The organism is Caballeronia mineralivorans PML1(12), assembly GCF_001028175.1.
GTDB lineage: Bacteria > Pseudomonadota > Gammaproteobacteria > Burkholderiales > Burkholderiaceae > Caballeronia > Caballeronia mineralivorans.
Genome location: NZ_AEJF01000188.1, coordinates 1 through 12,441, shown reverse-complemented (window position 1 = coordinate 12,441; position 12,441 = coordinate 1). Strand labels below are relative to the sequence as shown.

The window sequence follows — 12,441 nt, the reverse complement described above, 5'->3', positions numbered from 1 at the left end:
ATGATCGCGGTGATCGCTTCTCGCAACCGTCACGGTTATCGCGAAACCAGGATGCCCGCCAGAAAGCCGACGCCCGCCGCAATGCCCAGCGCCTGCCACGGGTTGTCGCGCGTGTATTGCACGGTGCCGTCCAGACTCGCGCGATACCGCTCCTGTGCAGTGGATTGCGCTGCTTCGAGCGCGTTGCGCGCAGCATCGACGTGCTCTCGCAAGCGCGTACGCAACGCGTCGACACCTTCAGCAGGCAGCGACGCGCTCAGCCGCACGAGCTCTTCCGAATCGTTCAGCAAGACCTTGATGTCTTCGATGATCTTCTGCCTGCCCAGTGACATCTGGACAGTGGTTTGACTCATGCTCATGTTATGAAACCCCTTGCCATTAACGATCCATTAACGATCCATTAACCATCATTGACTGCCATTAACGTCTGACGAATGTAGCGCCGCTGCGAGTGCCGCAGTCGCATGGCGCGCAGCATGCAACCGAGCACCAGCGCGCCACCCAGCGCTCCAAACACCGCACTCGTAAAACCCGCTGCGCGCGCCAGCGTCGGCGTACCGGCAGCGCACGCCATCACCACGCACATCAGCGCAGTAACCAGCGCAACGGCGGCCCAGTGATCAATGTTGATCGGTTCAGCCGAGAGGAGTTCCGGACGCTCGGCTGCGCGCTGCGGCGCGCGTGCCCGGCCGACGGGACGCATGCGCTGTTGCACGGGAATGTCGAAATGAAGGGAATCTTCCATGGCTTCTTGCCGGTTACCGGCCGTTCTATTGCAGATGCCACCCTATTCGCAGATTTCGTGCCATCCCGGTCAAACAAGGTCGGTCGGGACTCTATTCATTAATGATTGCATAGGCAGAGTGGCGTGACGATGCGTCGAACGCGTAACTATTACGCCCGTCGGAGGCAATTTTCAGACGGTATCGGTGAAGCTTTCCGGCTCGTGGCTATCGATCTCTATTCGCGCGCTTATTCGTATGCTTATACGTATGCCTGCTGGTTATTTAATTGCGCGACAAATCTCAAAGCTCACCCAAAGCACATTGCCGCTGAGTCGTTACGAATGGTTAAATACGGTTTATGAGATAAGCCGCATGCACGCACCGGCCACGGCAACGACCGGACCGGCGCGCGTCGAACGATGCTTTGCCCACTCGAGCGGCAGTGAGAATCCAGCCTGCCACCTGACGCGGTGACGACCCGCTCGACCCTGCGGCGCCGCCTTGTCTTCCCCCCGCGGCCGACTTGTCGCCCGAACAACATTTGCAGGACAAAAGACTCATGGCGTCAACCGATCTGGACTCGCCGGCCGTCGCCTCCGGCGACACGCCATCGCAGAAAAAACGCAATCCAGGTGAAATCGCGGGTCTGAAGTCGTACGGACTTCTGTACGGATCGTCGCCCGTGATGATGGAGCTTTACTCGCAGATCGAACGTGTCGCCGCCACCGATGCCACCGCGTTGATCATCGGTGAATCAGGGACAGGCAAGGAGTTGATTGCCCGCACGATCCACGACCAGAGCGCGCGCCGCGAAGCACCGTTTGTCGCGGTGAATTGCGGCGCGATCCCCGACAACCTGATCGAGCCCGAACTCTTCGGCCACGAGAAAGGCAGCTTCACGGGTGCCGTGCAGGGGCGCCTGGGTTACTTCGAGCATGCGAACGGCGGCACGCTGTTCCTCGATGAAGTGACGGAGATGTCGCCAGTGCGCCAGGTCAAGTTGCTGCGTGCGCTGGAAACAGGAACGTTCTTTCGCGTGGGCGGCAATGATCTGATTCATTCGGATGTCCGCGTGATCGCGGCGACCAATCGCGACCCTATCGTGGCGGTCAAAGAGAACGGCTTGCGGGAAGACCTGATGTATCGGCTCGCCGTATTTCCGTTGCGAGCACCGCCTTTGCGGGAACGCGATACCGACCGCGAATTTCTCGCGCAACACTTTCTCGCCGAGATGAACGCGCAGGAAGGCACGAACAAGTCCTTCAGCAAACGCGCGCTGGACATGCTGCGCACCTACTCATGGCCGGGCAACGTGCGTGAGTTGAAGAACACGGTGTATCGCGCATTCATTCTTGCTGAGAGGACAGTGGAAATAGCGCATCCGCATCTGACGTCGCGGGTTAAAAAACCGGTCACGCAAGGCGATGCGATGAACGTGTGGGTCGGCACGCCGCTCGCCGATGCGCAGAAGCAAATCATCCTCGGCACGCTCAAGCATTGCGGAGGAGACAAACGACGCGCCGCCAAGGCGCTTGGCGTGAGCCTCAAGACTCTGTACAACCGCCTCGGTATTTACGAGAACGAAGGCGGCGAGGCGGATTCATCGACTTCGACGGGTGCTGAGGGATAGTTGTTTCGTTCGCACTCGGGGTTGGTCCGGGTCTGCTCGCGCGAGCGACTCGATCCGCACTACGTTCCCCGCATTTGCAATTTCTTGCAAATTTCTTTGCCCTTCATTTCGCTGCGTCATTCAAAATGCGCGGGCGCTCCGATTGCTTAGTGTTCCTTCAGTGCGCACACGCAAGCCGGCTGCCGTCATCGAAAGAATAAGGAAAGGCGAGGAAGGTACAGCACATGCAGAAAATGATTCACCGGCGTCCCCCCAACGCCGTCGCACTGGTAACGCTCGTGATCGGAGCACTCGCATGCTCTACCCTTTCAGGCTGTAACTCCCTATATGGCGAAGGCGCCGTGGCAGGCGCCGGTGTTGCTGGCGCGGCTATCGCGGGCAGCGTCACCAGGAATGCCGCAGTGGCAACCGGCATCGGCCTGGGCGCTGTCGCCGCAGCCAAAGCAGGTGTGCAATATAGCGAGCGCGTGATGCACACCTACACGCAGGACAGGATCGCCGGCGCCGCCGGGCCACTTGCCGTTGGGGCAGTGGCAACGTGGGCCGCGGTGCATTCCGTGCCTATCGAACCGGATGAGAAAGGTCGCGTGACGGTCAGCCGGACCATCAGCACCGGCACGCTCGACTGCAAGGAAATCGTGTTCTCCGTCGATACCGACGCCACCAAGGATCAACCCGCCGACAGCGGCTTCTACGTAGCCTCGATCTGCCGTGACGGCCAGACCTGGAAGTGGGCATCGGCAGAACCTGCTACGCCGCGCTGGGGCGCGCTGCAATGAGGCCCGGCCTCCGCTTGATACTCGCGGCCGGCGTTGCAGCGAGCTGCGTCATCATGAGCGGCTGCGGGTCGATTGGCGCCGCGGCCGGCGCGGCTGCCGGCGTGTCCACCGGCGTGGTCACCAGCAATCCCGCAGTTGGCTTCGGCGTGGGTATCGCGGTCCAGGCCGCCACCGACGAAGCCATCCAGCGCCTCATGAAACGCCTGCACAGCGACCAGCAGATCGCGATAGCAACCACCGTGGGCGATCTGCCCATCGGCGATACGAAACCGTGGAGCGTGAAGCACAGGCTGCCGGTGGAGAACGGTCACGGCGACGTACGCGTGCTGCGCGAATTCAGCAGTGCGCTGGCCACGTGCCGGGAGTTTGCGTTCTCGGTCGCCGACGGTGATAACCCCGATGCGCATCGGGACTGGTTCCTTGCCCAGGCGTGCAAGGGCAATGACAGTGGCGCCTGGAAATGGGCATCGGCGGAACCGGCGGTGGAGCGCTGGGGCAATCTGCAGTAGTAACCGACGTAACCGACGTAACCGGCGGGTGACGCGTCGAGGGCGCTTCACCCGCGCCAGCGCACGCCTGCATCCCCGCCCACTGTCGTGCGACGCGCGCCGTTCACGTTCACGGCCACCCCGGCCGTGACGTCGGCAATCGTCGCGGATGATAACGCCGGGATCACCGTCGTACCGCCAAACGTCACATGGCTCGTGGCATGGTCGTCGACAATCGACCTCTTTCGGGCTCGCAAACCCTCGACAAGCAAAACCAGAGCGCTTATCGATGACTAAAACACAACCCGCACAATGCAAAAAACGCGGCGTCCATTTCCGGATCAGCCGCGTTTTTTTTGCGCCAGCCAGCGCCCTTCAATCTCCGCGCATCAGGACTCGACGTCTTCCAGACTGAAAATCTCGGTCTGGTCGTTATACGAGAAAATCTCGCCGTAACGGCCCCAGTTGATCACCGCGTCGAGCGTCTCCTCGGCGGCTTTATCGGAGAGGAAATCTTCCAGTTCCTGCTCGAAGCGCACGCGCGGCGCACGATGTCCTGGCCGCTCGTTCAGCACCTTCTTGATCCGTGCCGCGAGCGGTACGTGCCGCAACAAATGCTCCGCAAACATCATCTTGCGTTCCTGCGTCCCGAATTCGGCGAACACGCGCGCCGGCGGGGTCAGGAAAATATCGCCTTCGCGCACATCGGCGAAACCGAGATGCTGCAGCACTTCGGCCACCGGAAACAGATCGTCCACTTCCAGATGCAGCGAACGCGCGATCTCGGGCATGTCGGCGCGGCCGTGGTACGGATCGGCGGCGAGCGTCTCGATCAGACCGGCCATCAGGTTGGTCGACACCTGCGGCAGCCAGCTGCTCAGTTCCAGGCCCTTCTTCTTCTCTTCGCCGAGTTGCCGCGCGGTCATCTTGGCGTAGATGTCATCGACCAGACGGCGAAACGCCGGATCGAGACGATTACGCGGATGCTTGAACGGCACGCGAATCTCGGCCATCACGCGCCCCGGATTCGACGCGAGCACCAGGATCCGGTCGCACATGAACACCGCTTCTTCAATGTTGTGCGTGACGATCAGCACCGACTTGATCGGCATCTTGCCCTGCGTCCAGAGATCGAGCAGGTCGGTGCGCAAGTTTTCAGCGGTCAGCACGTCGAGCGCGGAAAACGGCTCGTCCATCAGCAGCAGCGTGGGGTCGACCACCAGTGCACGCGCAAACCCCACGCGCTGACGCATCCCGCCCGACAACTCACGCGGATACGCGTTCTCGAAACCGTCGAGACCGATCAGATCGATTGCTGCCAGCGCACGCTCGCGCCGCACCTTCGCCGGCACGCCCTGCGCTTCTAACCCCGCTTCCACGTTCTGCAGCACGGTCAGCCACGGGAACAGCGCGAAGGTCTGGAACACCATCGCCACGCCTTTGGCCGGGCCGCTCAACGGCTCGTTCAGATAGGTGACCTGGCCGCCGGTCGGCTCGATCAGGCCGGCGATGATCCGCAGCAGCGTCGACTTGCCGGAACCCGAACGGCCGAGCAGCCCGACGATCTCGCCTTCGTTGAGCGTCAGGTTCACGTCTTCGAGCACGAGCAGTTCGCCCTGCGTCTTGTTGAAGCCGCGACTGACGTCTTCGACGCGCAGGATTTCCTGGCCAAGGCGCGGCGGCATCGGCGGCGTTTGGGTAGTCGTATTCGTCTGCGTTGACATAGGCGCGCTCGCGTTGCTGATTACAAAAATTTAACGGTGTGGCCGCTGGCGGCGGGCGTTCAGCCGGTGTGCAACAGGTCCCGCTTCACGCTCAGTCCAGCCTCAGGCGCGCTTCGGCGTAGGCGAACAACGGTCGCCACAGGAGCCGGTTAAAGAGCGTGACGAACAGTGACATAAACGCGATCCCAAGGATGATTTTCGGATAATCGCCGTTGGCCGTGCTTTCCGCGATATACGCGCCAAGCCCGTGCGCCACGATCTTCGTATTGCCCCAGGACACTGCTTCGGCCACGATGCTCGCGTTCCACGCGCCGCCCGACGCCGTGATCGCACCGGTCACGTAGTACGGGAAGATGCCAGGCAAGATGGCCTGGCGCCACCACTGCCAGCCTTTGATCTGGAAATTGGTGGCCGCCTCGCGGTAATCGTTCGGATACGACGTCGCCCCGGCGATCACGTTAAAAAGGATATACCACTGCGTGCCGAGCACGATCAGCAGCGAGAGCCAGATATCCGGGTTCAGGTTGAACTTGACGATCACCACGACAAACACCGGGAACAGCAGGTTCGCCGGGAACGCGGCCAGGAATTGCGCGAGCGGCTGGATCTTGCTGGCCAATGCGGGGCGCAAGCCAATCAGCACGCCGATGGGCACCCAGATCACCGAAGCGAGCGCAATCAGCACCGCCACCCGAAACAGCGTGATCAGCCCCAGCCAGAAAACATGCCCGACTTCGCTCCAGGTCACACCGGTGCTCACGAAGACGGTCACCTTCCACACGACGAACACAGTGAGCGCCAGCACGATGATGGCCCACACAATATCGCCGATACGGGACGGATTACGGGACCTGCCGCGCGCCGACACCGACGCGCCGCCTATCTGGAACTTCGGCAGGCGGCCTTGCAGCGACGGCAGCGTCAGCGGCACCCGGGCCATCTTGCCGATCATCCAACCGGCCGGCACGAGCAACTGGTGAATCAGGCGCGTGCGGCGAATCAGGTCGAGCAGCCACGATTCCGGCACGTTGCCCGAACTGGTGTTTTCCATGCGGAATTTGTCGGCCCAGGCAACCAGCGGGCGGAACATGAGCTGATCGTAGGCCAGGATCACGACGGTCATTGCCAGGATCACCCAGCCGATCGCACCGAGATTGCGCTCGCCGATAGCCGTCGCCAGATACGCGCCGATACCCGGCAGCACGATGGTGCGATTGCCGACCACGATGGCTTCGGAAGCGACCACGAAGAACCAGCCGCCCGACATCGACATCATCATGTTCCAGATGAGGCCGGGCATCGAAAACGGCACTTCGAGCTTCCAGAAGCGCTGCCAGTTGGTCAGATGGAAACCACGGGAAACTTCGTCCAGATCGCGCGGCACCGTGCGCAGCGACTGATAGAAGCTGAAAGTCATGTTCCACGCCTGGCTCGTGAAGATGGCGAAGATCGCCGCCAGTTCCGCGCCGAATACACGGCCCGGGAACAACGCCAGGAAGAACGTGACCGTGAACGAGATATAACCGAGCACCGGCACCGACTGGAGGATGTCCAGGATCGGCACGAGCACCATGGACGCCCGCCGGCTTTTGGCCGCGAGCGTGCCGTAGATCAGCGTGAAAACCAGCGACGCCACCATGGCGGCCAGCATGCGCAGCGTGGTGCGCAGGGCGTATTCGGGCAGGTTCGCCGGATCGAGCGAGACGGCCTGAGTTTGCAGCGTTGAGATGGGTGCAAGCGTCTCGTGAAAGCCGACTGCGGTCAGCGCGAGCACGCAGATAATCAGCGGAAACGCGACGAAATCCCATCGATTAGGCAGCAGACGCCACACCGAAGCGTTCGCCGTTCGAGTCAGGTTAAAGCCAAAATCCATTACACGCCCTTCCCGTTTAGGCTCGTTGCAGCCGGCACCGTCGCGCGAGGCTACGTCCGGTGTCTGTGTTTTTGTTTGTAAGCGGGGTAACCCCCGCTCCCCCTTATCCGCCGGCGCACACAGCGTGGACACCGCTTAATCCGGCATCCCCTTCGAACCAGCGGAGCGCTGCGCGATCCAGTGCACGTCCGGTGCCGCCACGCCCCCGGCGACACACAAGTTGACCATTTCAGAATCGCACGACACTACACCAACCTTCGTTTCACGCACAACCTCGACCGGCGGGTTTATGTCCTGTTGTACGATCGGGCCACGCCTAACCTCCGCCAGCGACTAAACGGCTACCCACCTGCCGGCGTGGACACACCGTTCAGAAAAGCACGCTCGCGCCGATAAGAACTTGATGGCCAAAAGAAAACGTCGTCCAATCGAGGCGTATAGGCATAAGCCGCGTTAAGCGAATCCGCACAAACCTGTGCCATCGGGACTGGGGCCGGTCGCGACGGTGCAGACAAAGCATGGTGTGCGGCTGACGCCGGTTCCGTCGCCCAAGCAAACGGCGCGGAGGCCAACTACCGCAGTGCGCGCGGCTGCGCCCGGTAAGATGCTCATATGCCGGTAAAACACTCATAACATGCTCGTGGCGCGGAGTCGCGCCACAGTCAGACAGGCCAGAGGATCGATGAACAAGACAACCTTCCACCGCGCCATCGCGACGCTCGCCTTCGCGTTGCTCGCATGCGTGTGCTGGGTTGCCGCCGGGTTGGTGTCGGACCGAATGGTACAGCAAGAACTGGCCGCTTCGATGCACGTGGAACAGCAAATGGCCGCGTCCATCGTCGACAACACCGCGCAGATCATTGCCAGCGACCTCGCCATGTCGCGAGCAATCCCGGCCACCATCGCCGAAATGGACATGATCCAGCTGGCGCTCGCGCAATCCCACAATTCCGCCAGCGAAACCGCCGCAACCGAGGCCGAGCGGCGCACAAGGTGGCTCGCCGTACCGGCGCTCACGAAAATCGGCAATTTCCTGCGCAACGCCCGTGGCTTCACGGGTCTCGACTACGTGTGGGTGGTCAATAGCGACGGTTTTTGCGTCGCGTCGAGCAACGGCATCGACCCAAACAGCTTTGTCGGCGTCGACATGCGGGCGCGGGGTTATATCCAGAAAGCGCTGCTCGGCGCGTTCAACGAAACCTACGGCGTCGGCCGGACCAACGGCGATCCGGGGATTTTCATCGCGACGCCGGTGTATCGCGACGGCTTCCTGGTGGGCGCGGTGATCGCGAAAGTGAGCGTCGACCGCTTGCGCCACTGGGTGGCGCGGGCGGGAACGTTCGTCACCGACAACAACGGCGTGATCGTGATGGCGCACGAAAGCCGGCTCGAAAACCGCGTGATGCCCGATTCACCGGTGCTGCGGATGTCGCGGGCGGAGCGGCTGGATGCGTATCGGCGGGTCGACTTTCGCACGTTCCGGCTTACGAACATCGGCGAACGGGTGCGGATGGATGCGCCCTGGCTGCCGCCCGCACTCTCGCGCGCATTTTTCGCCGCCGACGACAGCACCGCGCCCTCTCTCTATGACGAGCGCACCGGCCTGAACTCGGGGCTTGCCGCGCATATTGTCCATCCGCTGCCGAACTGGGCAGAAATCGTGAGCAATCAACGGCGCGACCGGCTGCTTGTGTTCATCACGGCGCTGGGTGTCAGCCTGCTGGCAATCGTGATTGCCGTGTCGTACCTGCGTGAGCGGCGCTTACACCGGGCCACGCGTCATCTAGCCGAGCAGCTGCAGTCGGCCAATACGCTGTTGTCTGCCGAAGCACGCCACGATGCGCTGACCGGGGCGTTGTCACGACGTTATTTCCTCGATACCTTGCGCCGCGAGGTCGATCTGGCGCGCTCGGCGGGCGTGCCTATGTCAGTTGCGATCGCCGATCTGGATCATTTCAAGCAGGTCAACGACCGCTTCGGCCATGCAACCGGCGACCGCGCGCTCGAGCATTTCGTGCGGATGTGCGAAGAGCAACTGCGCGCAAGCGATGGTGTCGGGAGATTGGGCGGCGAAGAGTTTGGGCTGCTGCTGCCGCAGACAGCACTCGCGGACGCCCACACGGTTCTCGAACGCCTGCGCAAGCGCTTCAACCAGGAGCATTGCGCCTATCTCCCGGACGACACCGCGCTGAGCGTGAGCATTGGCATTACGGAGCTGAGCGAGGGCGACACCGCCGAAAATCTGCTCAAGCGCGCGGATCTGGCGTTGTATGCGGCGAAATCGGGCGGGCGCGACCGCACCGAAGTGCATCCGGCGGACAGCAAGCCGCCTATGCCGCGGCATCCTGAAACGGCCTGACGCGAAGTTAAAACAGGAAATAAGCGAGAGATTGGCCGAACGGCGTACTGGGGTAGCGCCGTGACAGCAGGTATTATCGATCTTCGAGTTCGATATCTGCCGTTATCAGGAGGGGTGCATGAAGGGAAATCTGGTCATTGTCTGCCGCGATCAGGACGCTGACGCATTCGATCACTTGCTGGCCGAATATGGTGCGTTCCAGACGCGACTCTCTTCGACTGCCTGGTATTTGCGTCTCGATGTCGCGCCCGAAGTGATTCAGGAGGAAATCCTGGCGCGGTTCGGTAAATACACGACGCACTATATTTTCGAGGCGGCCACGGTGACATACAACACCGTCGATAGTGAAGCTGCTTCCGCGCTTAATACCTTGTTCGACTAGCGTTTTCGCTCGTGCCAGAGATGGTTTGCCGGCGCTGCGGCGGCAACTGAGTTCTGCCGGCGGCCGAACCCTCGCCCACTGGCGCGAGCCCCCTCGAAGGCCAATCGCACGATCACATCATGCGCGCTTCATGGAGCTCGTCTCCGTGCAGCATCTCGGCCGAGCGCGCCACGACATCGAAAGGAAAGGTCATTGTGATTTGCAGACCGCCTTCCTCGCGATTGCGGATGTCGCATTCTCCGCCCGCACGCCGCACCAGCCGCTCCACGATGGCGAGCCCAAGCCCGCTGTGGCCACTGCCGCCTCGCGCCGGGTCCAGCCTCACAAAAGGCCGGCTCGCCTTGATGAGATCCTGCGCCGCGATCCCGCTGCCGCTATCCATGACGCGCAGAATCCAGCCATTCGCACCGCGCAATGTTTCGATCACAATCGGCGGCGCGCCGTATGCGTGAGCGTTGTCGAGCAGATTCGACAGCAAGCGGTCAAGTGTCGCGGCCGGCAACGCAAAATCCCGCCCCGCCGTGAGCCGGGTCTGAACGGAGGGCGCGCCCACCGTGACCGCACGATAACTGCGCACAATGCGCTCACACTGCTGATCGACTTCAGCGGGCTCGCTTCGATCCGCGCCGTCGTGCGCGAACACCAGAAACTGGTCGACAATATGCGCCATGGAATCCACGTCGCGCACCACGCCATCGCGCACCTTCGCTTCATCCATCATTTCGGCACGCAGCCGCAAGCGCGCAAGCGGCGTCTTGAGATCGTGCGCAACACCCGCGAGCATGACCGCGCGATCGCTTTCTGTCTGCTCGACTTCGCGCACCATCTGGTTGAAACCGTGAGTCAGCTGCCGCAGCTCCCGAGGACCACGCTCGGGCACCGGCGGAGTAGGCTCGCCCCGGCCGAAGCGACCGACCGCCTGTGCCAGCGAGCGCAACGGCGTCTGTAATTGCCATGCGGCAAACAGCGCAGCCATGACAGCCGTGGAAAAAATAATTGCCAGCCACAGCAGCATCCGGTCGCGCGAGCGCGGCGGACGCAACGGCTGCACCGGGACGACAATCCAGTTGGCGTCCTTCGCGCCGCGCACCCAAAGCCGCGGCGGGCCGCCCGGCTCGCCGACACGAACGTCGGTACCGTCCGGCAAACGATCCCGCAAGTCGTCGATAAACCGCCCGAACGACGCCGGCATGCGATTGGTATCGACATCGGTGAAGGGTTTGGGGACGTCGGGACTGCTAGGCTCGACCACGCGCACGCTCGAGGGCAGCGGCTGATCCGGTGAATTCGCGATGTGCTGGCGCACGGCGTCGACCAGGAACGCGGCTTCTTCTACCGCATAGCGGGTTTGCGTCTGATCGCGCTCTAGCCGGATGACCGTGAACCATGCGACGTGCGACAACACCAGCACGCCGATGACCAGTACAACCAGCCGGCCGAACAGCGAATCAATGGGCCGACGCATTTTGCTCGCCGTCCGGCACGAACACATAACCGCGCCCGCGTACCGTCTGAATAAAGCGCGGCGTGGACGGATCAGTTTCGAGAATCCGGCGCAGACGCCACACCTGCACGTCGATACCCCGGTCCGTGCCGTCGTATTCGGGACCGTGCAGCAGTTCGAGCAGGCGCTCGCGCGTGAGCGTGCGCATTGGGTGATTGACGAAAATCTTCAGCAATGCGAATTCGCTGCCCGACAGCGTGAGCGGTGTCTCGTCCTGATGGAGCGTGCGCGACTGGAAGTCGAGCCGGAACCGCCCGAATGAAAACGGTTCGCGCTGCTCGGGTGCCGCCGACGGAATCGTGCGGCGCCGGCGCAGTACCGCCTGCACGCGCGCCAGCAACTCGCGCGGATTGAACGGCTTGCCGAGGTAGTCATCAGCACCTAGTTCCAGTCCGACGATACGGTCCACGTCGTCCGCGCGCGCCGTCAGCATGATCACCGGGATGTCGTCACCCGATGCACGGAGTTTGCGCAACGCGGTCAGTCCGTCCACACCCGGCATCATCAGGTCGAGCACGATCAGGTCCGGGCGCTCGCGTTCGAGACGCCGTTCGAGTGTGCCTGCGTCATGCAGCACCGATACCTCGATGCCCTGCCGGACCAGGTAGTCGCGCAGAAGGTCGCGCAGTTCAGCGTCGTCGTCGACGACAAGTATTTGAGTAGCCATGCGACGCAGTTTAACGCCTGCGCGGGGCCACAAGATTGCAAACCTGCCGGAAACGGTTACTGGGTGTTACCGCGAAAGCCGAAAGTAAACCGGCGTAATAACGGGGCCGCTACTCGTAACACGCGCGTCCCGGCGACTGTCTACGCTGTGTCTTACCGAAGGCGTGAGCATCGAAAAGGCGCCGCCAGATCGGCTTTGAAAATCAAAAAGGAGTACACCATGTTGAAGCAGTCCCGATTCCTCGCCATCACCGCTGCTGCGCTCGCTTTGTCGATCGGCGCGGTCAACGCCGCCAGCGCAGCCGCGCCGG

Annotated in this window: 12 protein-coding genes; 5 read left to right on the top strand and 7 right to left on the bottom strand. The window is 62.2% G+C overall.

What is annotated here, in order from left to right; genetic code table 11:
• Positions 1-35: 35 nt before the first annotated feature.
• Entirely contained in the window at positions 36-353 is a 318-nt protein-coding gene (locus EOS_RS32110; RefSeq protein WP_047896287.1) for a DUF883 family protein, read from the bottom strand.
• Between the two features lie 47 nt (positions 354-400).
• Positions 401-745, bottom strand: coding sequence for a hypothetical protein (locus EOS_RS32105; protein ID WP_047896238.1), 345 nt, complete (start codon positions 743-745; stop codon positions 401-403).
• 539 nt (positions 746-1,284) lie between these two features.
• Between EOS_RS32105 and EOS_RS32100 the strand changes: the two genes are divergently transcribed.
• The 3 genes from EOS_RS32100 to EOS_RS32090 all read left to right on the top strand — a co-directional run bounded on the left by EOS_RS32100 (position 1,285) and on the right by EOS_RS32090 (position 3,643).
• Complete coding sequence (locus EOS_RS32100) at positions 1,285-2,355, top strand: sigma-54 interaction domain-containing protein (protein ID WP_047896237.1); 1,071 nt, start codon at positions 1,285-1,287, stop codon at positions 2,353-2,355.
• Positions 2,356-2,579: 224 nt separating this feature from the next.
• On the top strand, positions 2,580-3,134 hold the full coding sequence (locus tag EOS_RS32095) for a hypothetical protein (RefSeq protein ID WP_047896236.1): 555 nt from the start codon (positions 2,580-2,582) through the stop codon (positions 3,132-3,134).
• A complete protein-coding gene (locus tag EOS_RS32090; protein ID WP_047896235.1) occupies positions 3,131-3,643 on the top strand; it encodes a hypothetical protein in 513 nt (170 codons plus the stop codon). Before EOS_RS32095 ends, EOS_RS32090 begins: the two co-directional genes overlap by 4 nt.
• A gap of 47 nt (positions 3,644-3,690) precedes the next feature.
• Here EOS_RS32090 and EOS_RS46535 read toward each other — a convergent pair whose 3' ends face one another.
• From EOS_RS46535 to EOS_RS32080, 3 genes are all read right to left on the bottom strand, one after another.
• The gene (locus EOS_RS46535; protein ID WP_152693203.1) at positions 3,691-3,879 is read right to left on the bottom strand and encodes a hypothetical protein; all 189 of its coding nucleotides are present in this window, start codon (positions 3,877-3,879) and stop codon (positions 3,691-3,693) included.
• A gap of 132 nt (positions 3,880-4,011) precedes the next feature.
• Positions 4,012-5,346, bottom strand: a complete 1,335-nt coding sequence (locus EOS_RS32085; protein ID WP_047896234.1) for an ABC transporter ATP-binding protein — start codon at positions 5,344-5,346, stop codon at positions 4,012-4,014.
• 91 nt (positions 5,347-5,437) lie between these two features.
• Complete coding sequence (locus tag EOS_RS32080) at positions 5,438-7,219, bottom strand: ABC transporter permease (protein ID WP_047896233.1); 1,782 nt, start codon at positions 7,217-7,219, stop codon at positions 5,438-5,440.
• A gap of 682 nt (positions 7,220-7,901) precedes the next feature.
• Here EOS_RS32080 and EOS_RS32075 point away from each other — a divergent pair.
• Together EOS_RS32075 and EOS_RS32070 are read left to right on the top strand one after the other, a co-directional pair.
• On the top strand, positions 7,902-9,578 hold the full coding sequence (locus EOS_RS32075; RefSeq protein ID WP_047896232.1) for a sensor domain-containing diguanylate cyclase: 1,677 nt from the start codon (positions 7,902-7,904) through the stop codon (positions 9,576-9,578).
• 118 nt (positions 9,579-9,696) lie between these two features.
• The gene (locus tag EOS_RS32070) at positions 9,697-9,960 is read left to right on the top strand and encodes a double-stranded DNA-specific endonuclease (RefSeq protein WP_031362550.1); all 264 of its coding nucleotides are present in this window, start codon (positions 9,697-9,699) and stop codon (positions 9,958-9,960) included.
• Between the two features lie 112 nt (positions 9,961-10,072).
• On the opposite strand, the gene EOS_RS32065 is transcribed toward EOS_RS32070, so the two are convergent.
• Entirely contained in the window at positions 10,073-11,425 is a 1,353-nt protein-coding gene (locus EOS_RS32065) for an ATP-binding protein (protein ID WP_047896231.1), read from the bottom strand.
• A complete protein-coding gene (locus EOS_RS32060) occupies positions 11,409-12,131 on the bottom strand; it encodes a response regulator (protein ID WP_047896230.1) in 723 nt (240 codons plus the stop codon). Before EOS_RS32060 ends, EOS_RS32065 begins: the two co-directional genes overlap by 17 nt.
• Between the last annotated feature and the right edge of the window lie 310 nt (positions 12,132-12,441).

What these genes read in the sequence shown, in the direction of transcription:
- EOS_RS32075 (WP_047896232.1), top strand. Translation starts at nt 7,902, where the DNA reads ATGAACAAGACAACCTTCCACCGCGCCATCGCGACGCTCGCCTTCGCG.
- EOS_RS32105 (WP_047896238.1), bottom strand. Translation starts at nt 745, where the DNA reads ATGGAAGATTCCCTTCATTTCGACATTCCCGTGCAACAGCGCATGCGT.
- EOS_RS32085 (WP_047896234.1), bottom strand. Translation starts at nt 5,346, where the DNA reads ATGTCAACGCAGACGAATACGACTACCCAAACGCCGCCGATGCCGCCG.
- EOS_RS32060 (WP_047896230.1), bottom strand. Translation starts at nt 12,131, where the DNA reads ATGGCTACTCAAATACTTGTCGTCGACGACGACGCTGAACTGCGCGAC.
- EOS_RS32080 (WP_047896233.1), bottom strand. Translation starts at nt 7,219, where the DNA reads ATGGATTTTGGCTTTAACCTGACTCGAACGGCGAACGCTTCGGTGTGG.
- EOS_RS32100 (WP_047896237.1), top strand. Translation starts at nt 1,285, where the DNA reads ATGGCGTCAACCGATCTGGACTCGCCGGCCGTCGCCTCCGGCGACACG.
- EOS_RS32065 (WP_047896231.1), bottom strand. Translation starts at nt 11,425, where the DNA reads ATGCGTCGGCCCATTGATTCGCTGTTCGGCCGGCTGGTTGTACTGGTC.
- EOS_RS32090 (WP_047896235.1), top strand. Translation starts at nt 3,131, where the DNA reads ATGAGGCCCGGCCTCCGCTTGATACTCGCGGCCGGCGTTGCAGCGAGC.
- EOS_RS32070 (WP_031362550.1), top strand. Translation starts at nt 9,697, where the DNA reads ATGAAGGGAAATCTGGTCATTGTCTGCCGCGATCAGGACGCTGACGCA.
- EOS_RS32095 (WP_047896236.1), top strand. Translation starts at nt 2,580, where the DNA reads ATGCAGAAAATGATTCACCGGCGTCCCCCCAACGCCGTCGCACTGGTA.
- EOS_RS32110 (WP_047896287.1), bottom strand. Translation starts at nt 353, where the DNA reads ATGAGTCAAACCACTGTCCAGATGTCACTGGGCAGGCAGAAGATCATC.